Source organism: Chitinophaga sp. 10T418 (genome assembly GCF_056394125.1).
Genome location: NZ_JBFTHG010000001.1, coordinates 1023513 through 1045481 on the forward strand (window position 1 = coordinate 1023513; position 21969 = coordinate 1045481).

A 21969-nucleotide genomic window follows, 5' to 3' on the forward strand; every position below is an offset into this window, starting at 1 on the left:
ATAACCAAGTAACAAAAACAGAAAACTCCTTTATATGTCTGCATCAAAAAAAACAAGGCGGGAATTCCTGCAACAATCATTACTGGCAGGAGCCGGTATTACTATCAGCGCCATGGGCATGCCTGCGAGCAGCTATGCGCGCATCATGGGCGCCAACGACCGCGTGAACGTAGGACTGGTTGGATTTTCCGATCGTGCGAGACAGGCATTGCTGCCTTCTTTCTTCAATAATAACAAGGAACTGAATTTTGACCTGATCGCAGTATCTGATATATGGAACAGGCGCCGGGATGAAGGAAAGGCTTTTCTGCAGCAGAAAACCGGGCATAACGTACAGGCCTGTATGAATAATGATGAGCTGTATAATATCAAGGGACTGGACGCGGTATTCATTGCCTCCGCCGATTTCCAGCATGCTTATCATACGATAGAAGCGGTGAAGAACAAGTGCGATGTGTACAGTGAAAAGCCTTTTGCCGAAACCATGGAAGATGCGCGTAATGCACTGAAAGCCGTGAAAGCATCGGGCCGCATCATGCAGGTGGGTACGCAGCGCCGTAGCGGCCCCAGTTATCATGCTGCTGCCAATTTCATACAACAAGGCAAGTTTGGTCCTATTACCATGGTAGAAATGACCTGGAATGTAAACCAACCTGGTCGCTGGCGCCGTCCGGACCTGGTACAATCGATCCGCGAATCTGATACCGACTGGAAACGCTTCCTGGCAGGCCGTCCGCAGGATAGCTGGGACCCGCGCAAATACCTGGAATACCGCTTGTTCTGGCCTTATTCTTCTGGAATCTTCGGTCAGTGGATGACTCACCAGATAGATACGGTGCATTGGTTCAGTGGCCTGAAACACCCACGTAGCGCGGTTGCCAACGGTGGCATTTATATGTGGAAAGATGGCCGGAAAAATCCGGATACCCTCACTGCCGTATTTGACTACGGTCCTGAAAATGATCCTGCCAACGGATTCCAGGTAATGTACAGCAGCCGTTTTCATAACTCTGCCGGCGGCACCAAAGAAATCTATTATTCCAATGGTGGTACCATCGACATGTCTACCAACAAAATAAGCTCCACCGGCGGTCTTACGGAAAAAGAAGCGCAGGAAATGGGGATGCATGCTAACCTGCTGACTGCCCAAACGCTCAGTAATGAAGATGCAGCTACTACCAGTGCCAACACCGGCGGCGATTCACTCACGAATGCGCATGTACGCAACTGGATGACGTGTGTGCGTGAACGTAAGCAGCCCAATGCACCTATTGAAGCCGCTTACTCACACTCTATTGCACTGATCATGGGCAATGCCGCCTATCGTACCGGCATGAAAGCCACGTTTGATGAGGCTACGCAGGAAGTAATGGTGGGGGGTAAAGTGTTTAAGATGTAGTTCGCAAATGACAAGATAAATGCTCCTGGCAGGTACCCGCAAAAAGCTGTTGATAACGATGGCTTTTTGCGGGTACCGTCGTTTCTGACATTATCTATTACATCATAGGTTTATGCGTGCAGTGATAGTCACTATGGCGGCGGGTTTTACCCTGCCGGCCTTCTTGTTGTGAATACTTCCGGAATACTTTGTATTTTGGACAGCTTAGAACAACGAACTATGAACAGGAACATTTTGACAAAACTGCTACCCGCGGCAGCAGGACTTGCATTGTTGGCGCTACCCGTTAAAGCGCAACAAAAAGCAACGACTACTCCAAACATCGTTTTTATTCTCGCAGATGATTTAGGCTATGGCGACCTCAGTGCTTATGGTCAACAAAAATTCACTACTCCACATATTGATCAGCTGGCGAAGCAAGGCATGCGTTTTACGCAGTTTTATGCCGGTACTTCCGTTTGTGCGCCCTCCAGGGCATCGCTCATTACCGGTTTACATACGGGGCATACTTTTATCCGTGGTAATAAGGAAGTACAGCCTGAAGGGCAGCAACCTATAGCCGACACCGTTATAACGATCATGGAAGTACTAAAGAAGGCTGGGTACACTTCCGGCATCTTTGGTAAGTGGGGACTGGGGCCGGTAGGCTCTTCCGGTGATCCGATGAAACAGGGAACCGATCGTTTTTATGGCTACAACTGCCAGCGGCAGTCGCATCGCTACTTTCCCACACACCTCTGGGATAATGATACTAAAGTGGTGCTGCCGGAAAACGGACAGCTGGAACACATGAGTACTTATGCACCAGATATGATCCAGGCACAAGCGCTCCGCTTCCTGGAAGAAAATAAAAGCAAACCATTTTTTCTTTACCTGACTTATACCCTGCCACATGCAGAGCTGCAGGTACCAGATGATAGTCTTTTCCGGCATTTCAAAGGTAAGTTTGCAGAGAAACCATACAAAGGCAACGACTATGGTCCTAAAGCCACTGTACCCGGTTATGCCTCTCAGGTCTATCCACACGCCACCTTTGCTACCATGATGACCCGCCTGGATAATTATGTAGGCGAGGTGATGGCACATCTGAAAGCATTGGGATTAGACAAAAATACCCTGGTGATATTCACGAGTGATAACGGTCCACATACAGAAGGTGGTGCAGATCCGGCTTTCTTTAACAGCGCCGGTGGTTTTCGTGGTGTAAAAAGAGACCTGTACGAAGGCGGTATCCGTGAGCCCTTTATTGCCCGCTGGCCTGGCAGAATAAAAGCAGGCAGTACCAATTCATTCCAGGGCGCTTTCTGGGATATTATGCCTACACTGGCACAACTGACCAAGGCGCCATCTATGCCCCATACTGACGGTGTATCACTGCTGCCAACCTTAACAGGTGGTAAAGGACAACAGCAACATCCATATCTCTATTGGGAGTTTCATGAAGATGGTGGCCGTCAGGCGGTGAGACAAGGTAATTGGAAGGCGGTAAGACAACAGGCGCAACAGCATCCGGATGCAGCAGTGGAATTATATGATTTGGCTACAGATCCTGCGGAGACAAAAAACGTAGCGGCAGCACATCCCGATATTGCGGGTAAAATGGCTGGCTATATGAAAGAAGCACACGTGGAAACAGCGTTATATCCGTTTTTTAGCTTTTAGCCATTAGCTTTTAGCTTTTAGGAAATGCAGCGAAGACTAACATTTATTAATCTTCGCTGCATTTCCTAAAAGCTAAAAGCTAATGGCTAAAAGCTGTTTCAGCTTCTATCTACCAGCTTGTTCATACTTTCATTATACCTTTCACCTGTATTCGGATATTTCTTCAGCAGGTCTTCCAGGTTTTGAAGATCGGTAGCTGTTAAATGAACGTCTACAGCGCCGGCATTATCCAGCAGGTATTTTCTTCTTTTAGTACCGGGGATGGGGATAATGTTATCTCCCTGTGCAAGTACCCACGCCAGTGCCAGTTGAGCGGGTGTACAATTTTTTCCGGAGGCCAGTTCCGCAAATCCGGTGGCCAGCAGCTTATTGTTTTCTGCATGTTCACCCTGGTAACGGGGCAATTGTTTTCTGAAATCATTATCCCCCAGTTTGGCTACATCCAGGTCGTTGATAACAAGACCACGGGCCAGCGGGCTGAAAGGGACAAAGGAAATGCCCAGTTCTTTACACACCGGTAGTATCTCTTTTTCCACATCCCGGGTAAGGAGGGAATATTCACTTTGTAACGCACTGATGGGGTGTACCGCATGCGCTTTACGGAGCGTGTTGGCGGAAGCTTCCGAAAGGCCCAGGTAGCGTACTTTACCTTCTTTTACCAACTCAGCCATCGCACCCACCATCTCCTCTACCGGCACGTTAGGATCAATGCGGTGGGCATAGTATAAATCGATTACATCCGTTTGTAGTCTTTTTAAGCTGGCTTCCACGGCCTTTCTCATATAGGCGGGAGAACCATCGAAGTTGCCGGCGCGCACGTCCGTATTCATCGAAAAGCCAAATTTGGTGGCAATGAAGATTTTATTACGGTTGGGCTTCAGGACTCTGGATACCAGCTCTTCATTCTTGCCGGCTGCATATACATCTGCGGTATCCCAGAAGTTAATACCTATTTCCAGGGCTTTTTCAAGTGTGGCAATAGATTCCACATCATCGGGTACGCCGTAGGCGTGACTCATTCCCATACAGCCCAAACCAATGGCAGACAGCTGTACGTCTGTTGTTCCTAATGTTCTGTATTCCATAAGATAATCTGCTTTTATATTTGATAATCTGATTACGCAAAGATATGCTGGCGATACGGCCGGAAAATTGTATTAACAACAGAAATAGTTGTGGATTTCAAAGAAGGGGAAAAATAAGGCACTTTTTTAAAGGTAGTTATTATTCGTAATTTTAACGTGTATGACGAACCACGATAAACAATTTCAGTTAACAACCCCCAACAGTGTAACCACCGTTACAGACTGGTTTTGTGATGACATCAGGTTAACACATACGGTGACGGATTACCAAAAAGCAGATCATATGCGTACCAGCAACGATACCGATGTGGTACGACTGCATTTTGGATTGAAAGGGGATTACGCTTTTTCCTATAAACAGCTGAACCGTTCCTTTGACCTCATAGGTGGTCATCACAATATTATGTACTCTAACGGATTTGAAATTGAAGTACAACCGAAAGCCGCAGAGATAGAAACTTTCGGGATACAATTCCCCAAAAACCTGTTCATCGAGTTTACACAAACGGGCAATGAATACCTGCAACGATTTTGTGAGCACGTAATGGCTGGAAAAGAGGCCCTGCTCTCAGAAAACTGGGGACCTATTGATGCTGCCACACAACAGGTAATAGGGCAGATCATGAACTGCCGCTTTACGGGACAACTGAAAAAATTATTCCTGTTATCAAAAAGTATTGAATTACTGGTATTATCTGCGGAAGCATATAACTACGCGGCAGCTAAAAAGGACGTTTTTATAAAAAATAAAACAGACAAGGAAAAAATAATTGCTGTCAGAGATCTCATCAACGAACGCTTAAATGATCCGCCGGGCCTCACGGAAATCGCACAACTGGTAGGGCTGAACGAATACAAGTTAAAACGCGGGTTTAAAGAAACCTTTAATGCCACCGTGTTTGAATATTTAACCGGGCAGCGGTTGCAATTGGCTAATCAATACTTACTGGATACAGAGAAAACATCAGCGGAAATAGCATATGAACTGGGTTATTCCACACCTCAGCATTTTAATAATGCTTTTAAAAAGAAATTCGGGGTCACCCCCAATTCGGTTAGAATTAATCCGTAAAATGCAATCCGCTCCCTTAGCAACTGCCTAATATTGTAGTACAATTTAAAACACTTTATTATGGACAAGCAATTGACAGTAACGGAATCTATCAGTATTCATGCTCCCGCTTCCGAAGTGTGGACCGCGATCACGGATAAAACAAAGATTAAAAGTTATTTTTTCGGAACAGAAGTGGACAGCGACTGGAAAAAAGGTAGCCCGGTGATCTGGTCCGGTGAATGGGAAGGAAAACATTATGAAGAAAAAGGAGAAGTGTTGGATGTAGAAAAAGGAAAGTTATTATCGTACAGTTATCTAAGCTCCGGCAGGGAAGATGTACCGGAGAATTATTCGACGATTGTTTATCGCCTGGAAGACAAGGGAAGTGATCATACCCAGTTTTCTATCACCCAGTCGAACTTTGCCAACAAGGAAGCCTGTGATCATTCAAAGGAAAACTGGAAAACGGTATTGACCGGCCTGAAGAAGGTAGCAGAAGGCGTTTGATATTTGTCTTTACCAGGATTATATTGATTTAGATGATTACCTGATTTTATTCTATAAGATTAAGAAGATTAGGGGAGATGTAGGCGGATATCCGCCTACATCTCCCCTAATCTTTTTTTAAAATCTTACAAAATCATTAAAACAAAAATCTGGAAAATCATCTAAATCAGTATAATCCTGCCTCACGACAAAAAATCGCACGCGAACAATAATTGGGCTTCTGGTGTTCTAATATCCTGACAATTCCTACCAAACAATCTAAAGGTATTAAAAGCACTACATATGAGAACCTTATGTACTTTAATCGTAGTATTATTTGCTTGTGTTACCTCCTTTGCCCAGAAACCACGCATCATCATTCTGGCTACAGGTGGTACTATTGCCGGAGAAGGAGCCTCCGCCGACAGGGCGGCTTATACAGCCGGCAAGGTACCTATTGAATCATTACTGAAGGCTGTTCCAGGTATTGAAAATATTGCAACTATTACCGGTGAACAGATTGCCAATGTGGGTAGTCAGGATATGACGATCGGGATCTGGCAGAAACTAAACAGGCGTATCAACGAAATATTTGTCCATAATGAAGCAGAAGGAATTGTGATTACACATGGTACCGATACCCAGGAAGAAACTGCCTATTTTCTGAACCTGACCGTGCGCAGTGATAAGCCGGTAGTACTCACCGGGTCTATGCGTCCTTCTACCGCTATCAGTGCAGATGGTCCCAAAAATTTATATGATGCCGTTACCGTGGCAGCCAATACCAAATCCAATGGACGCGGCGTGATGGTGGTTTTCAATGAAAGCATTTTTGATGGCCGGGATGTATCCAAAGGAAGTACGACCAAAGTAGATGCTTTCCGCTCTCCCAACCTGGGGCCTATAGGACAGGTATATGACGGCAAAGTGATTTACTACATGAGCCCTATGCGCAAGTCCGACAAAGAAACCCCCTTTAATATTACCGGAGATAAAACGCTGCCTAAAGTCGGGATCGCATATATGTATGCAGATGCCGAACCAGTGGCCATCGACAACTTTGTAAAAGAAGGGTATAAAGGCATCGTGATTGCTGGTGTAGGCAATGGCAATTTCAACAAAGCTTTTTATGATGCCATTGCGGCGGCGGTGAAAAAAGGACTTGTAGTGGTAAGGTCCAGCCATGTGGGATCCGGCAGGGTAACGCAATATGATGAAGTTGACGATAAAACACTGGGTACTATTGTCAGCGATGACCTGAATCCCCAGAAAGCAAGGATACTGTTAATGCTGGGACTTACACAAACCACCAACAAAGACATTTTGCAGAGTTATTTCTTTAAATATTGATCCTCCAAACATAAGCTATGGCGCTGTCTTATATTAAAACCACGGTAGCAGAGCAACGTGCGTTACAAAAGCTAAGTCCGTTTGAACTGAAGGATACCCTCATTTCACTGGCGAAAAGTAAAGCAGAAAAAAGTACGGAGATAATGTTGAATGCAGGTCGTGGTAACCCTAACTGGGTAGCTACCGTACCAAGGGAAGCTTATTTCCTGCTAGGGCAATTCGGTATCGCAGAATGCAGGCGTAATATGGCAGACAACCACGGCTTTGCCGGCGTTCCGGAAAAGAGTGGTATCAGCGACCGCTTCAAATCTTTCCTGGCCCTGCATAAAAGTGTACCCGGCGCCAACCTGCTACAACAGGCATACCTATACGGTATTCAGCAACATAATTTCGGAGAAGATGAATTTGTTTTTGAACTGGCAGAAAGTATTATCGGTAACGAATACCCGGTGCCAGGCCGTATGTTAGCTCACATGGAGCCAATTGTACATGATTATATTGTACAAGAAATGTGCGGAGGAAAGGTGATCAAAGGAAAATTTGACCTGTTTGCGGTAGAAGGCGGTACCGCCGCCATGTGTTACATCTTCGATTCGCTGATGCAGAACAAATTGTTGAAACAAGGTTCCCGTATCGCTTTGATGGTACCCACGTTTACGCCTTACCTGGAAATTCCCGAACTGGAACGTTATCAGTTTGAAGTAGTATACATTAACGCTATCGGCCAAACGAAAGAAGGAAGACATACCTGGCAGTATCCGGATGAAGAATTGAAAAAACTAAAAGATCCGGAAATTAAAGTATTGTTTACCGTGAACCCCAGCAATCCTCCTTCCAGGGCCATAGACCCTGCTATCATGGATAAGCTGGCCGCTATTGTGAAGAAAGATAATCCCAATCTGATGATTGTTACAGATGATGTATATGGTACTTTCGTCAATGGATTTCATTCTCTCTTATCAAAAATTCCATTTAACACGATCTGCGTATATTCGTTCTCGAAATACTTTGGTTGTACCGGTTGGCGTTTAGGCGTGATCGCTATACATGAGCATAACGTATACGATAAGCTGATCAGTGAATTGCCCGCCACGGCGAAGAAAGGGCTGGCCAAGCGCTATAACACTACCACCCTGCATCCGGAGCAGATGAAGTTCATTGACCGCATGGTAGCCGACAGCCGGCAGGTAGCACTGAATCACACTGCCGGATTATCTTTACCGCAGCAAACACAAATGACGTTATTCAGCCTGTTTGCTTTGCTGGATAAAGAGAATAATTACAAAAAGATTGCGCAGGAACTGGTACACAAACGCCTGAAACTATTATGGGATCAAATAGAGCTGGAACAAATAGATGATCCATTGAATACAGGCTACTATTCCGAAATAGATATTGCTTCCTGGGCGAGTAAAATTTATGGAGATGATTTCTCCAAATGGCTGCAAAAGAAAATGCAGCCTACAGATATCCTCTTCAGGCTAGCAGAAAAAACTGCTATAGTTTTACTCAATGGTGGCGGATTTGGTGGTCCTGAATGGTCGGTACGGGTATCACTGGCTAATCTCCCTACAGATGCTTATACGCTGATAGGTGAAAATCTGACCGAAATTATGCACGAATATGTGAGCGCCTATAAAGAAGAAACAGGCAAAAAGTAGCTTTTTTTATAATGATAGATGTACAGCGGGTAGCCATGCAAGGGTGGCCCGCTGTTTTTGTAAGTACCCCGGAGACTTCCACAAACGTGGTACGCGATTTGGCGGAATCATTGTAAACAAACAACTTTGTATCATGAAAGCTCCTGTATCTACCCTCCGTCTTTTGCTATCTTCTTTGCTGGTATTATGTGGTACCACACTACAGGCACAGCAATATACAGCTGCTGATGATGGGGCCACCGTTAAATTTACGATCGTCAATCACCTTGTCTTCACCAGTACGGTGAATGGCTATTTCAAAGGATTGAAAGGTAATATCCGTTTTGATCCGCATGATCTGAAGTCCGCCGTAATAGATGCCACCGTAGCCGTTAATACCATCAGTACCGGTATTGGTAAACGTGACAGGGATTTGCTGGAAGAGAAATATTTTAATGCAGGCAAATACCCGGTGATGCGGCTGCTTTCCACTTCTGTAGCGGCTACCGACAAACCCAATACTTACCAGCTCACTGGTGCACTAACAATTAAAGGGGTGACCAAAACGATCTCCTTTCCCTTTACGGCCGTGGTAGCAGCCAACAGCTGCCAGCTGAACGGGCAGTTTGTCATTAACCGTAAAGATTTTGGTGTAGGACCAGATAACGCAATTGATGATAAGTTAACTGTGGTGTTGAAGGTACTAGCTAAAAAACAGTAACGACTATACGATATCGGCCCGTTGATATCGTATAGCCCGTATGCCGCTACTGACCTTGTTTATAAGGGTTGTGAAAAATGATGCGCAGAAATATGAAATCCCTGCCGGTGATACACCCGGTGTGCCGGGTGCAGCGAATGACCTGAGTCCAGTTGCACTGAGCGCAATCCTTCAGCTTTCGCCAATGCTTTAATATGATCCAGGAGCAATCCTGCATAGCCTCTTCCCTGATACGCGGGCAAACAGGCCAGATCATCTATATAAATCACCTTACCGCTATGTAATTTGTTCATATGCCGGAAACCCGCAAAAGCCACGGCTTTGGATGGATCTTCGTCTGCTGTGATATATATCATCTGGTAGTCTTCCTCCTGCATTTCCTTTATCTGCGCCAGCAGATTTTCCTTTTGTAAATGTGGGCGCAGGAAAAGGATCACTTCTGTACATGCCTGGAAATCGGCGTCAGTATTGGCTTTTTGAATAGAGGGCATATAAAGAATTTCAAATTACGAATTACGGATTGGCGGGAAGGTTATTTACCTGGTATGCGGCGTGTCGATATACCGATACGATCCCAGGCGTTAATAACATTAACGGCCATGATCAGCTCAGCCGTACCTTTTATACCGAAATGCTGTACTGCTTTTTGATAGGTGACTTCTGTAAGTCCCTGTTGGGTGATGAAGGTGACTTCTTCAGTGATGGCCAGGATGATTTTTTCTTCTTCGCTGAACTGTGGTGCTTCGCGCCAGGCGTTGAGCAGGTATAAGCGCTGCTCTGTTTCTCCCATTTTACGGGCATCTTCTGTATGTTTATTGATGCAATACGCACAACCATTGAGTTGTGATGCTCTTACCCTGATTAATTCGTGGTGGAGGGGTGAAATACTGGTGGAGGACAGGTAGCTTTCCAGTCCCAGCATCGCTTTGAATGCAGCCGGATCTACTTCTTTCATTATAAAACGTTCCGTCATAATGCTTCTTTTTAACTTAAAAATTATACTACAAAATTACTTTGTACTGGAGTATCTTAGTAGTCCACTTAACAATTGATGAGTAGTCCAGATGCTTCCATTTAAAACGCTTATAGAAATAGATAAATCACTGAAACTGCCGGTGTATCAGCAAATCGCCAACCGTTTGATAGGGTTGATCCAGGAAGGCATCCTGAAGCCGGGGCTCTTCCTGCCCGGCAGCCGGATATTGGCGGAGCAACTGACGTTGCATCGTAAAACCGTGATTGCCGCATACGAAGAGCTGATCAGCCAGGACTGGCTGGTAGCGGTGCCCCGAAAAGGGGTGATGGTCGCTGCCAACTTACCGGTGATCCGGCCCCGTAGTTTTCGGAAAACGGTATCACCTTATGGAAGTGAAGCAGCATTTGCATTTCATGGAGTACCTACGGTGCCGATGCCTTTACAGCCTGCCACTACCGGCAACCCACTCGTGGTCAATGATGGATTTCCTGATGCCCGCCTGGCTCCACTCAGCGCCTGGGTGCGGGAATGCCGCTCCGTTATAGAGAGCCCCCGCTATTACAAGCTCCTGATGTATGGCAATGCTACCGGCAGTGATGCCTTGCGCCGGGAAATGCAAACCTATCTTACCAATACTCGGGGACTCAGTATCACCATCGACAATGTGATGATTACCCGGGGAGCACAAATGGCTATTTACCTGGCCGCTGCCATGATCATTAAAAAAGATGATTATGTAATTGTTGGCAGTCCGAATTATTTTTTCGCCGACCTGTGCTTTGAACAACTGGGTGCCCGATTAATATATGTACCGGTAGATGAAGATGGTATTGACGTAGATGCCATTGAACAGTTATGCAGCAGCAAAAAAATAAAGATGTTGTACCTGGTTACCCATCATCATCACCCTACTACCGTTACGCTGAGTGCTGCCCGCCGAATGAAGTTGCTGGAGGTGATACGGAAATATAAGTTGCCTGTTATTGAAGATGATTATGACTACGATTTTCACTATAGCTCTGCGCCCATTTTGCCTTTGGCTAGTGCAGATCATGGGGGTAATGTGATTTATATTGGCTCTTTTACCAAATCATTGGGCTTATCTATCCGCATCGGTTTCATGATTGCACCAGCTGATTTTATTGCGGGATCCGCGTCCCTGCGCCGCCTCATGGACCTGCGTGGAGATAACCTTACTGAACTGGCACTAGCCAATCTGCTGGCAGATGGTACTATAGAAAGGCATCTGAAAAAGTCTAATAAAGTATACCGGGAGCGGCGTGACCTGCTTTGTGAACTATTACAATCGCGCCTGGGGGATGCCGTACAATTTACAGTGCCTACCGGCGGTATGGCCATCTGGTTACGCTTCTCCAAAAAAATATCCCTAAAAAAATTATCGGAAAAAGCAGGCAAAATGGGAATGCGGATTACTTCCGGCGAGCAATATCATTACGGTACTACTTCGCAGAATGGCATACGGTTTGGTTTCGCGTCGCTTAATAATAAAGAGTTAGCTGAAGCGGTTGCGATATTAGAGAAGCTTGTTAAGTGAAGTTTTTGTCTTACTCAGCGTTACATTGACTTCTTAAATCTTAATACTTCTCTATCATGTTCCATGCCCGAAAGTTTTTAAGAACTCATCTTTCTTACGCCGGGAAACCGTTACACAACTGCCATTTTGGAGTTCAATCTGTCCGCCATCTCCTTTTATATAACGTTTGATATAGTTAAGGTTAATGATATGAGAGTGGTGCGTACGAAAAAAAATATCGGTAGGCAATAGCTCCTCAAATTCTTTAAGTGTACGGCTGGTGAGTAATTTGGGCTGATTAGTGAAATAGAGGCAGGTGTAATTACTTTGGGCCTCCAGGTGTATGATATCACTTGTGTTGAAGAATAGAAGTCCGTTAAGGGTTGGGATGGCGATCTTACTGAGAGGATATGCAGCGCCAAGGTTTAGCTGCAACACTTCCAGCTTTTTTTCTGTCGGTCCCTGCGATTGTCCATTTACTCTTTTAATAGCTGATCTCAGTTCTTCAATATCAATGGGTTTAAGCAAATAGTCAAATGCTGCATATTTGATAGCTTTGATGGCATATTGATCATAAGCTGTAGTAAAGATGAGATTAAAATTTTTATGTGGTAGTTGATTAAGCATTTCAAAACCGTCCATGCGGGGCATTTCAATATCCAGAAAAACAATATCCGGTTTTTGTTCTTTGATCAGATGGAGTCCATTCAATCCATCAACGGCCTCTCCAATAAGTGCTACATCCGGGCAATAATTAAGCAGCTTTTCCCTGAGGGCAATGCGACCTTTTTGTTCATCATCAATGATAATTGCTGTATGCATTATTGTATTTTTAAAAGGACTTGTACCCTTGTACCAGCTGCTGCTCCCTTGTGCCTGAGATCAGTTACTACTACTGAAGCATTGTCTTCGCTATTAAAAAATCTGACCCTGTCCTGGCTCATTTCCATACCATAAGATTTAGCTCCCCTGGGAGATCCGCTTTTGAGGAAATTCCGGCCAACACCATTGTCTTCAATCACGTACTCAATGTACTCTTGTTGCTTGGTAATTGTAATCGTCAGGTTGCCATCGTTATCTTGCCGGTTCTTCAGGCCATGCAAAATTGCATTTTCCACATAGGGTTGCACAATCAGGGGGGGCACCTTATAATCATCCTGTAATAGCGCTTCGTCTGTCATTATAGAAACCGTAAATTTATTTTCATACCTGAGTTGTTCCAGGTCGATATACAGTTGCAGGGTTTCCAGATCCCGGGTGAGTGTGACGGTATTCTGTTTCGAACTATCGAGAATATTACGGAGGAGCTTAGCAAATTTATTCAGGTAAACAGTCGCATAATATTTATCATTGCTTTGTATCAGTGCGTCAATGCTATTAATGCAATTGAAAATAAAATGTGGATTCATCTGTGCTCTCAGCGCCATCATTTCTGTTTCCGTAATCTTTTGTTTCAGGGCTGCTTCATAACGGATGTTACTAATCCTCCTGCGAACCACCCATAAAACAATGCCGGCTATAGCCAGCAGGCAGCCTGTACGAAACCACCAGGACTGCCACCAGGGCGGCAGAATGGTGAAGGCCAGTGTAGTAATTCCCTGGCTCCATTTTCCATCGCTATTGGCCGATCGCAGCTGAAAACGGTAGGTGCCTGACGGGAGACTGGTGTAACTGGCTTCATTATTATTGCCACTATTAGTCCAGTTATTACTGAGCCCGAGCATCCGGTAGGCAAACTGGTTGTTTGCACTGTTTGAAAAATTATTCACTGCAAATTGTAAGGTGATAAAATTCTGTTGGTGATGTAATACAATTTCATTCATCGTGTGCGTTGAATTATTCAATGGCCATGCAACAGCATTTACCTGCATCGCAGTGATGAGTGGGTCGGGACTGAATGTATTTTCCCGGAGCGCCATAGGGTCAAATTTTATGATGCCTCCTACTCCTCCAAATAAGAGGGTGCCATCATCTTCAGTAAGCGCGCTGGCGGTATTGTACTCAAGAAAACCAAGGCCGTTATCGAGGTCGTAATGCTGTACCTGGTAATTGCCAGGGTCCATTTTATACAGACCGGTGTTGGTGCTTACCCATAAAAAACCTTTACGGTCTTTCTGAATGGCATAACATACGCCGGAGGTATTTGCGGTATTAATGGTAACATGCCTGATCACTTTTTTCCTTTTGAAATCATATTGGACAATACCATTGTCGGTAGCTATCCAGAATAAATCTCCATCACGCAGGAGGTGCCTTGTGTTAGGAGAGTATTGTCTTACAGCTTCCTGGATTTCAAATCTGCCCGTCGGGTAGTCGTATTTTATGAGGCCGCCACCTGTGGTACAAATCCATACTACGTTATCCTGATCTTCATAAATATATCTCCCGATATAGGCATTTTGCTGTAGTAATTTGTCTGAACAGCTTGTCCAGTGATGGTCTTTCAATGAAAAAAAAATGGGGCCGTTTTCACCGGTAATAAAAAGACTGTCTGCATTTTTTAACTTATGCACACAATACAGTTTTTTTGTAGTGAGCAAGCTATCATCTTCCTGGAGATAGAATTGTTGCCTTTTCTTATCAGACCGGATTAACCCTCCCCAACTGGCTATCCAGAGTTGATGGTCATCTTCCGTAATATCGTAAATGGTATTGTCTGCTGTACCAAATGTAGCGAATGAAGGGTAACGGTAAAAATGGTTTGTAGCAGTATCCCATGTCGCCAATCCTTTATTCTGAGTACCTGCATAGTGTTTGCCATCTTTATCTTTATAGATATCAAAAATCATATTATCGGGCAGCGTAGCGGTATTCAGCAGTTCGTTAGTCAGGTTGCCAAATTGATACTTCAACGGATCATATTTAGCGATACCGCCACCGCTAAGGCCGCACCACAAAATGTTTTGCCGGTCACGGAACAGGGACAATACAAAATCTTTTCCCGGCGTGCGATCATCATATCTGTTGTGTACAGCGGTTTGTATTAATTGTGAACGGGGATTAAGTCGTATAATACCATTCCCTCTGGTACCTATCCATAAGTTGCCGGTGCTGTCTGTTGCAAAGCAACCAATACCGCCGGCAGTGGCCAGAAACGGATGAATATTCTGTGCTGCTTCAAGTGGGGTGTTTATATAGAAACATCCTTCGGTTGACGTACCAACCCACAAAGCATTCCTATAGGAAAACAATTCTCTTATTTCTGAAAAGGAATGCTGTATAGGTAGTGGTTGCGCTTCATAATGACCGTTCTGCGGTACGATGCAAAACAAATGTTGTGATACTGCTACTATTATTTTTCCCTGATGCAAAATAATGCTGCTTACGAGAGATCGGTTCTCCTCATCGCCAAAAAACGTATGGATACTTTGCGCTTCCGTATTCATTTGCAATAATCCGTTGTTATAGGTAATGATCCAGTATTCATTTTTCCTGAAACTAACAATTTGCTTTATGGGCATCTTTTCCAAAACTGTTGCAAAAGGGAAAAGTTCACTCACGCTCAGCAGGGAATCCCTTTCAGTGTAATAGATGCAGGCACCGCGGACAGTACCCACCCACAATAGTTTTTTATAAGGATCAAAAAAGAGCGATGAAATATAGTTAGAAGGTAATTTTTTACCGGCATCATTTTGCGGTAGAAAAATTTTAAACTGTTTACCATCATATCGGTTAAGGCCGTCCTGCGTACCAAACCACATAAATCCTTCTGCATCCTGTGCAATGGCAAAGCAACTGTTCTGAGACAGACCATTCTGAGAAGTATAATTTTCAAAAAACAATCCACCGGTTTGAGCTGCCAGCAAGTGATAACTCAATACCATAAACGAGAGCAGGCAATATCGGGGTGTACAGCTCAAGCCGGTGATTTTCTCAAAATTACTACTAATTCCGGACCTCTCTATTCGGAAAGGTGATAATACCTCAGTACCGCATAATAATCGGCATAATTGACCGGTGGACTGCTGCTTTGCCGTCCGCCCGGAAGTATAGTGGCTGCAGGTGCGATAATGACCCTGATCTTTCTAAAAGTCACCGGATTAGGATAACTGAATCCTTTTAGATCCAACGTTAATAAGCTCAATTCGTAAATACTTGGAGAGGCACTTGACTGATAAAGATAAAAACGCGTTTGATACATAGTAGCAGAACCGGCACCTGGCGAGGGATACCATGCTGTGGTAGCTTCCGTAACAGGATTATAATAAACAAGAATAAGGCTGGAGTCTATTCTACCCGGTGAAATATCTTTCAGATAAAGCCTAAGTAGTCCTACAAAGCTTTGCGATTCAAATGTATACATCGTAACACTGGCGTTCCCCTGCGGGCCCGCAGGGCCATCATCTCCTTTTTTGCAGGCTATAAAGCTGAGCAGGAGGAAAGCAAAAAGATAGTATTTCATTTCATCAGAATTTAGTGATTGGGAAAATTTATCCCCTGACTTTTGGGAAAAGTTGCTCGCTATGGATGCTGAATAACGTCTCTTATATATTTAAACCTGGGATCGTTTGCACCATTGATAAGATCAATATTTAGTTTATCGAACTCCCCTCCGTTGAAAAAGCCGTTGTACCAATCGCTGACAATAGCAGCTTGCTGCTCCAGATTGTATTTGTCATATGGTTTTTCCGGTGGCCATTCATAGGGATATGGATCGATACCCATCTCCTCAGACGCAGCATCTGCAAAAGCCTCCGCTATAAATGTCTGCGAAAGGGTTGAATGATAAATTTGCCAGGCATGTACCAGCTCGTGGATAAGCACTTCTCCATATTTTAGCAGAGTACCGTTGGTGGGATTTGTTTGATTTACCAGATATTTCCGGGGATCAGCAAAACCGTCTGCTCCCATATTGAGCGTGATCAGCGAACCGTACATCGGAAATGTAAATCCCCGGTGGTTAGCGCCAGTGGTATCCGTTAGTAATATCGAATTTCTTGGAGGAAGGGTATTATTAAAAATTAATTGGTTTGCCCAATTGTATTCGTCCTCGCCCAATTGTTTATGGTTAGATCCAATCGCAATCACAGCACCTCCTGCGATAGAATAAAGGGTGCCATAAGGTCCCATCATCCATAATGTGCCGTTGATAAGGCGCGCACCTGTTTCGAATGAGCCTGTGGCTCCTAAAGAGAATAATTCAGTACTCAGGAAAATAACCAACCCGACCACCAGGTCCGGGATCAGTACCAGCCCCAACACCCAGGAGAATACCAACTGGAGACAGTTTTCCAGTGTGCTTACTGCGCTACTGGAATAATTTTTACTGGCATCTATCCAACTGTTAATAAATTCTTCAAAAAATTCTGCCACTGCTGGACTGAAAATATTTTCATTGTGGGTATCAGATCCCCGATGATCAATCTCCCCGGATTTACGAAGCAATATCACCTTCCCACTTAATGAAGTGATCAGTACAACAATGCTGTATTCATAGTGATCAAAATAGCTGCTGTTTGTTACAACACATTGGAAATTAACTTCTCCTGTTCTATGTAAAATAACTTTTATGATGGCCCCAAATGCATACCATCCGTCAGAGGTAATTACCTTCGTTAGTATCACGGTGTCTCTGTCCGGCATTTCCCAACCACCGGCCCTGCCATACATTTTATGCAGCAAGCTGGTAAGGCAATGATCACCAGGCTGAAACCGCTGATTTAACGCGGTAAGACAATAAGGCGGAAAATATGTTTCACCTAAAAGTTTCTCCTGCCGTAAAATGGCTTGTTTAACTGATAACATGATCTGGTTTTTTAAGTTACCGTAGCGATACCAGCACTGGAATGTATCCCTGTCCGTTGGCCAGAGGTTTTAGTGCCTTACCTATCACGGCACCAAATGCCCTCACCGGATCTGATGCTTTCATAGCATGTCCCGGCGTAAATGAAGTGGTGAGCAGGTCCCCTGTTTCAATAGCACCGTACTGCGCATCTACTTTGCAAAAAACCTTTCCCATCAGCGCAAGTGGTTTCCTGGCGTTAACCGATTGCTGCTTATCCAATATAATTCCGGGTCTGTAAGTGCCTGCCCCGGATATGATCCCCGCTACGCGTTTATCATATTCGTTTGCACTTACCCGGAGAAAGTCTTCTTCTCCCAATATCATTACAGTACCTGGTTCCGCATCCACTTCATTTATCACGTTAAAATCTTCCGCGAAGTCAGCCCCCTGGCAACAGATATCTCCATCTGCAGTTATGTTACCTGTTACGTGAACATTGCCTTCGAAAAATCCGGCGTGCCCTCCCTGGCCTTCCTTCTTCGCAAACAGTGCAGCACCGGTTCCTACGGGGTTCAGGTGAAGGGCAGTGATGGCGTGTAAACGTGGTGATCTTGTTTCTGCGTGGAGCCCTTCAAAGGTTTCACTTTCCGCCCATATGCCGATTCCTGATTTACTTTTACCAACTACTCCGGTATTAGTTTTACTTTCTCCCCATACACCAAATCCGGCGTTACTCTGGCCTTCTACAGCGGTGTTGGTTTGGCTTTCACCCAGTACCCCTCTTCCGGAGGTACTTTTACCCAGCACGCCAATACCGATCCCCTTCTCTATTTTGGGCCCCTGGTGATGTACTTTTCCTTCGGCTGCCCCGTGCGGGATGTCGTTATTAAGAACCGAAAGGGGGGGCTGATCTTTCGACTCTCCATATACCCCGATCCACGCCTCACTGAAACCGATAACACCAGAGCCTTTTGCAGATTCCCCATGTAACCCGGTTCCTGCATAACTCTTGCCGTATACACCGGTTGAGCGCTCTGATTCGCCATGCACTCCCAGCCATACTTTACTCTTGCCAAATACACCCGTCAGTTGATCAGATTCGCCCTGTACCCCGATCCATTCTTTACTATGACCGTATACACCGACTGCTGTTGTTGATTCACCGGTTACACCCGGCCCCTCCGGACTAACACCGGCAACACCGGCCTGCTGCGGCGCATCCGAAACACCTTTTACCCCAATATATTTTTCGCTTTCGCCATAAACACCAGCAGTATTAGGCTGGGTGGCTTTGCCTGTTAAGTGTGCCATGATATTTTGTTTTTTATTTATAATCAGGAAAGACCAGCTTGCATGTCCATTATCCAGTCACTGGTGAACAGCCAGGAGCATTTCCAAACAAATTTCCCATATAGCAGGAGATGGGAAAAGACCTGATGAGCCATTCACAGATATGGGTGAGTAAGCGGCGAAAATAGCTGGTAATTCCCACCATTGGCTGAGGCATTCCTGTTGGCGTTACGATATAACTGTCTTATTCAACAGATGGCGCGGGCATCAGATGAAGGGTAAGGGGATACACCATAAAGGCAAAAAAACATCGGGGAATCATCAAAATCAGTAAAACCAAAAAAATGGATTACAAATCATAAAACTGTTTCGTTCGGTTGATCCGCAAATCCCTTAACAGTCCGGCTTTGGCGCTGATGGTGAAACTAAACTGCCGGTAGGTACCAAATGGAATCAGGTTAATGGATAAATTGAAATCATGCAGGTCGCGCGAGATATACATATTCGTATAGGCAATCTGCATATTGGTGAAATCAAATCCACTATTCAATCCGATCTTCCATTTCGGCGTGAGACTAAAATCGCCGTTGAAACTAATGTACTGCGTAATGCGTTTTACCACGCCACCGGAATCAGGAATGATGGTATTGGTATAGGATAAGCTATACGAAAGATCTATGCGCCATGGAATATCGAAATCTACATACTCGCCCGGGTTTGAGCGTACCATGGCCAGTTGCCGCTGTTGCGCGGCAAAGGCAGCATCTCCGTTTTGTACATTGGTGATAGAATCTATTTTCTGTTCTTTGGCCTGACTCTTTTTATCTTTCGACTGAAACGAAGTACTCATGGAAATACTGGCGTTGGTTAAACGACCCAGACTGATTTTACCTTGCTGCCATACGTATCTATCAATGCGGCGACCGCGGGCATCTGTCTGGTAAGGATCAATATTGCCGCTGGCAGAGATATTCAGCTTGTCGAACAAATTGGTACGTGCATATAAACTGAAAGTGGAAAGCTTGAAGGAATCGGCTACCAGGTTATAGCTGCCGTTGATCCCAAAACCATCCAGTAGTTTTATTTTTCGTTCATGGTTGCCCGTAGTATCTTTTTTGGAATATACTTTCATCTCCAGGTTATTGTCCAACCCGAAGTTCAGGCCACCAAAAGAACCAGGAGAAGGTACGCCGATAATGGCGCCGTCATATACGGATACCATGGTTTTGTCACCGGCCTTGTTATATTGCAGTTCCTTATAAAGATTGGGATTCAGATCCGGTCGGTAGCTGGCGCTCAGGGTAGGGCGCATCACATGTCGGATGGCTTTTATTTTGGAATTTTTATTGAACGTGTACATGCCATACATGGCGGTCGACAACGACATGCTGGCGCTGACATCACGGGCAGTGAAAAATCCGGCTTCATAACTGGTGTCAATGGCGCCATTCATCTTCAGTCCCGGGTTGTATTTATCATCTTTCCATTTACGGATAAACTTTTTCGTATACCAGTACTCGGTATAGTTAATGCCCGGAGATAAGGTAAATGTTTTAAACACCGGTATAGAAAAGGAAATCGGGATATTATGCTGCATACCCGTTTGCATGGCATCAAACATGGCCTGTTTACCAAACAGGGAATCTTTGAAGTTAGCCTGATTGCGCAAAACGGTATTATAGGAAACGCCTATTTTTTCGTACCATTTTGGGCTGCCCACCATTTCTTTCCGCTGGAAAGGATAGATAGTATTGACGGTGAAGGTACCATCCGGGAAGGAAACGGATACATCGCGGGTACTGAGGTTTTGCGAATGGTTCAACCCCAGCGTCAGGTTGTAAGGTTTCCCTATCCAGGTTTTGGAGAAGGTAATAGATGATCCGATATTATTATTTACACGGGTATTATAATCATACACGTTGTATTTATTATAGGAGGAGGTACCGAAGTTGACGGCTGCTCCGAAGTTAACGCCGGGACGGGCTTTGCTGTCCATGCTGTGATTCCAGGTTACCCGGAAATCTTTAGAGGTACTGAATTCTGATGTTACTTTAGGATCACCGAAGCGGGTGTTGGCAAAGCTGAAGTTCAGTCCTCCGTTGTATTTGTATCTTTTGCGGTAAGTAGGGCTGGCAGTGAGGCTCCAGCTGCCGTAGGAATATATATCCCCGCGCATGGTGAGGTCGAAGTGTTCGCCCAGGCCCAGGTAATAGCCGCCGTTTTCAAGCCCTATTCCTTTTTGTTGATTGACTACGTACTGTGGTGGTAGTATCCCCGACCGTTGTCCCTGTGTGAGCGGGAAAATGGCGAAAGGAATAAACAGGGGAGTAGGGATGCCTTCAATTTCCAGGTTAGCCGGACCAGAAATCACCAGCTTGTCGGGGATGACTTTTATTTTGCGGGCGCGGAACTGAAAATGTGGTGTGTCCAGGTCACAGGTAGTGAAAGTGTTTTTAAAGCCGAAGATGGTATTGTCGGGCATTCGTTTCGACTGCTGGCTGCCTATATATGCTTCTCCGTATACGGAGCGGGTATGATAAATTTTTGCTTTGCGGGTGTTGATATTAAACAGCATGGTATCCGAGTCAAAGCTTTGACCGTTATCTGTCATCACAGGTCTGCCATAGGGTTTACCGGCGGTATCTACCATTTTAGTTGCTTCTACCATGCCTGTTTCCTGGTCTACGGCTATCCGTTCTGCAGTGATGCCGGTTTCTTTATATTTGGTGTCGGCATTGCCGTACAGGAGTATACGTTTTTTAGGTATCTGCATCACGATAGAGTCCTTGGCTTTGTAGTGGATAGGAGCATCCATCGAGTCTTTGGACAGGCGTATTGGGACGGTATCAATGTGCATAGAATCAGCTGGAATGCTGTCGGTAGCATTCCCAATGTTAGCATAAGCATGATGTGGATTACCGGAGGCCATCAAAATAAAGGCAATCAGTAATCCTGAAAGAAGCTGGCAAATGAATTTCATGTACGTTGCGGATCGCATCCGATCAGCGAAAATAATACCGGAATATGTATGTTTGTCTTGTGGAATC

The 21969-nt window shown here is 44.9% G+C and carries 17 protein-coding genes; 8 read left to right on the forward strand and 9 right to left on the reverse strand.

Going from position 1 to position 21969, the window contains the following annotated elements; genetic code table 11:
* Positions 1 to 34 precede the first annotated feature (34 nt).
* Together AC1DCV_RS04250 and AC1DCV_RS04255 are read left to right on the forward strand one after the other, a co-directional pair.
* Positions 35 to 1399 (forward strand): Gfo/Idh/MocA family protein, encoded by a 1365-nt coding sequence (locus AC1DCV_RS04250; RefSeq protein WP_477021994.1) that lies wholly within the window; start codon positions 35 to 37, stop codon positions 1397 to 1399.
* Positions 1400 to 1618: 219 nt separating this feature from the next.
* Positions 1619 to 3061: an arylsulfatase gene (locus tag AC1DCV_RS04255; protein ID WP_477021995.1), complete on the forward strand. Its 1443-nt coding sequence runs from the start codon at positions 1619 to 1621 to the stop codon at positions 3059 to 3061.
* Between the two features lie 98 nt (positions 3062 to 3159).
* Here the strand turns inward: AC1DCV_RS04255 and AC1DCV_RS04260 are convergent, their stop codons facing one another.
* Positions 3160 to 4146, reverse strand: coding sequence for an aldo/keto reductase (locus AC1DCV_RS04260; RefSeq protein ID WP_477021996.1), 987 nt, complete (start codon positions 4144 to 4146; stop codon positions 3160 to 3162).
* A 160-nt stretch (positions 4147 to 4306) separates the two neighbouring features.
* On the opposite strand from AC1DCV_RS04260, the gene AC1DCV_RS04265 reads away from it, so the two are divergent.
* The 5 genes from AC1DCV_RS04265 to AC1DCV_RS04285 all read left to right on the forward strand — a co-directional run bounded on the left by AC1DCV_RS04265 (position 4307) and on the right by AC1DCV_RS04285 (position 9397).
* Positions 4307 to 5218, forward strand: a complete 912-nt coding sequence (locus AC1DCV_RS04265) for a helix-turn-helix domain-containing protein (protein WP_477021997.1) — start codon at positions 4307 to 4309, stop codon at positions 5216 to 5218.
* Between the two features lie 60 nt (positions 5219 to 5278).
* Positions 5279 to 5707 (forward strand): SRPBCC family protein, encoded by a 429-nt coding sequence (locus tag AC1DCV_RS04270; protein ID WP_477021998.1) that lies wholly within the window; start codon positions 5279 to 5281, stop codon positions 5705 to 5707.
* 282 nt (positions 5708 to 5989) lie between these two features.
* A complete protein-coding gene (locus tag AC1DCV_RS04275) occupies positions 5990 to 7036 on the forward strand; it encodes a type II asparaginase (protein ID WP_477021999.1) in 1047 nt (348 codons plus the stop codon).
* Positions 7037 to 7053: 17 nt separating this feature from the next.
* Entirely contained in the window at positions 7054 to 8697 is a 1644-nt protein-coding gene (gene aspD, locus AC1DCV_RS04280; protein ID WP_477022000.1) for an aspartate 4-decarboxylase, read from the forward strand.
* A gap of 133 nt (positions 8698 to 8830) precedes the next feature.
* The gene (locus AC1DCV_RS04285) at positions 8831 to 9397 is read left to right on the forward strand and encodes a YceI family protein (protein WP_477022001.1); all 567 of its coding nucleotides are present in this window, start codon (positions 8831 to 8833) and stop codon (positions 9395 to 9397) included.
* A 59-nt stretch (positions 9398 to 9456) separates the two neighbouring features.
* Here the strand turns inward: AC1DCV_RS04285 and AC1DCV_RS04290 are convergent, their stop codons facing one another.
* The gene (locus AC1DCV_RS04290; RefSeq protein WP_477022002.1) at positions 9457 to 9888 is read right to left on the reverse strand and encodes a GNAT family N-acetyltransferase; all 432 of its coding nucleotides are present in this window, start codon (positions 9886 to 9888) and stop codon (positions 9457 to 9459) included.
* A 41-nt stretch (positions 9889 to 9929) separates the two neighbouring features.
* Positions 9930 to 10370 carry a carboxymuconolactone decarboxylase family protein gene (locus AC1DCV_RS04295; RefSeq protein WP_477022003.1) on the reverse strand — a complete coding sequence of 147 codons (441 nt, stop codon included), beginning with the start codon at positions 10368 to 10370 and terminating at the stop codon, positions 9930 to 9932.
* 91 nt (positions 10371 to 10461) lie between these two features.
* On the opposite strand from AC1DCV_RS04295, the gene pdxR reads away from it, so the two are divergent.
* Complete coding sequence (gene pdxR / locus AC1DCV_RS04300; RefSeq protein ID WP_477022004.1) at positions 10462 to 11928, forward strand: MocR-like pyridoxine biosynthesis transcription factor PdxR; 1467 nt, start codon at positions 10462 to 10464, stop codon at positions 11926 to 11928.
* 54 nt (positions 11929 to 11982) lie between these two features.
* Here the strand turns inward: pdxR and AC1DCV_RS04305 are convergent, their stop codons facing one another.
* The 6 genes from AC1DCV_RS04305 to AC1DCV_RS04330 form a co-directional block, all read right to left on the reverse strand.
* A complete protein-coding gene (locus AC1DCV_RS04305; RefSeq protein ID WP_477022005.1) occupies positions 11983 to 12729 on the reverse strand; it encodes a LytR/AlgR family response regulator transcription factor in 747 nt (248 codons plus the stop codon).
* Positions 12729 to 15767, reverse strand: a complete 3039-nt coding sequence (locus tag AC1DCV_RS04310; protein WP_477022006.1) for a ligand-binding sensor domain-containing protein — start codon at positions 15765 to 15767, stop codon at positions 12729 to 12731. The genes AC1DCV_RS04305 and AC1DCV_RS04310 overlap by 1 nt, the downstream gene beginning before the upstream one ends.
* Positions 15768 to 15808: 41 nt before the next feature.
* Positions 15809 to 16309, reverse strand: a complete 501-nt coding sequence (locus AC1DCV_RS04315; protein ID WP_477022007.1) for a hypothetical protein — start codon at positions 16307 to 16309, stop codon at positions 15809 to 15811.
* 59 nt (positions 16310 to 16368) lie between these two features.
* Entirely contained in the window at positions 16369 to 17652 is a 1284-nt protein-coding gene (locus AC1DCV_RS04320; protein ID WP_477022008.1) for a hypothetical protein, read from the reverse strand.
* 16 nt (positions 17653 to 17668) lie between these two features.
* Positions 17669 to 18943 (reverse strand): hypothetical protein, encoded by a 1275-nt coding sequence (locus tag AC1DCV_RS04325; protein ID WP_477022009.1) that lies wholly within the window; start codon positions 18941 to 18943, stop codon positions 17669 to 17671.
* A 328-nt stretch (positions 18944 to 19271) separates the two neighbouring features.
* The gene (locus AC1DCV_RS04330; RefSeq protein ID WP_477022010.1) at positions 19272 to 21902 is read right to left on the reverse strand and encodes a putative LPS assembly protein LptD; all 2631 of its coding nucleotides are present in this window, start codon (positions 21900 to 21902) and stop codon (positions 19272 to 19274) included.
* Between the last annotated feature and the right edge of the window lie 67 nt (positions 21903 to 21969).

Coding starts and splice junctions, on each gene's coding strand:
- AC1DCV_RS04330 (WP_477022010.1), bottom strand. CDS start 21,902: ATGAAATTCATTTGCCAGCTTCTTTCAGGATTACTGATTGCCTTTATT.
- AC1DCV_RS04270 (WP_477021998.1), top strand. CDS start 5,279: ATGGACAAGCAATTGACAGTAACGGAATCTATCAGTATTCATGCTCCC.
- AC1DCV_RS04250 (WP_477021994.1), top strand. CDS start 35: ATGTCTGCATCAAAAAAAACAAGGCGGGAATTCCTGCAACAATCATTA.
- AC1DCV_RS04315 (WP_477022007.1), bottom strand. CDS start 16,309: ATGAAATACTATCTTTTTGCTTTCCTCCTGCTCAGCTTTATAGCCTGC.
- AC1DCV_RS04255 (WP_477021995.1), top strand. CDS start 1,619: ATGAACAGGAACATTTTGACAAAACTGCTACCCGCGGCAGCAGGACTT.
- AC1DCV_RS04265 (WP_477021997.1), top strand. CDS start 4,307: ATGACGAACCACGATAAACAATTTCAGTTAACAACCCCCAACAGTGTA.
- AC1DCV_RS04285 (WP_477022001.1), top strand. CDS start 8,831: ATGAAAGCTCCTGTATCTACCCTCCGTCTTTTGCTATCTTCTTTGCTG.
- AC1DCV_RS04290 (WP_477022002.1), bottom strand. CDS start 9,888: ATGCCCTCTATTCAAAAAGCCAATACTGACGCCGATTTCCAGGCATGT.
- AC1DCV_RS04275 (WP_477021999.1), top strand. CDS start 5,990: ATGAGAACCTTATGTACTTTAATCGTAGTATTATTTGCTTGTGTTACC.
- AC1DCV_RS04305 (WP_477022005.1), bottom strand. CDS start 12,729: ATGCATACAGCAATTATCATTGATGATGAACAAAAAGGTCGCATTGCC.
- AC1DCV_RS04295 (WP_477022003.1), bottom strand. CDS start 10,370: ATGACGGAACGTTTTATAATGAAAGAAGTAGATCCGGCTGCATTCAAA.
- AC1DCV_RS04320 (WP_477022008.1), bottom strand. CDS start 17,652: ATGTTATCAGTTAAACAAGCCATTTTACGGCAGGAGAAACTTTTAGGT.
- AC1DCV_RS04325 (WP_477022009.1), bottom strand. CDS start 18,943: ATGGCACACTTAACAGGCAAAGCCACCCAGCCTAATACTGCTGGTGTT.
- pdxR (WP_477022004.1), top strand. CDS start 10,462: ATGCTTCCATTTAAAACGCTTATAGAAATAGATAAATCACTGAAACTG.
- AC1DCV_RS04260 (WP_477021996.1), bottom strand. CDS start 4,146: ATGGAATACAGAACATTAGGAACAACAGACGTACAGCTGTCTGCCATT.
- aspD (WP_477022000.1), top strand. CDS start 7,054: ATGGCGCTGTCTTATATTAAAACCACGGTAGCAGAGCAACGTGCGTTA.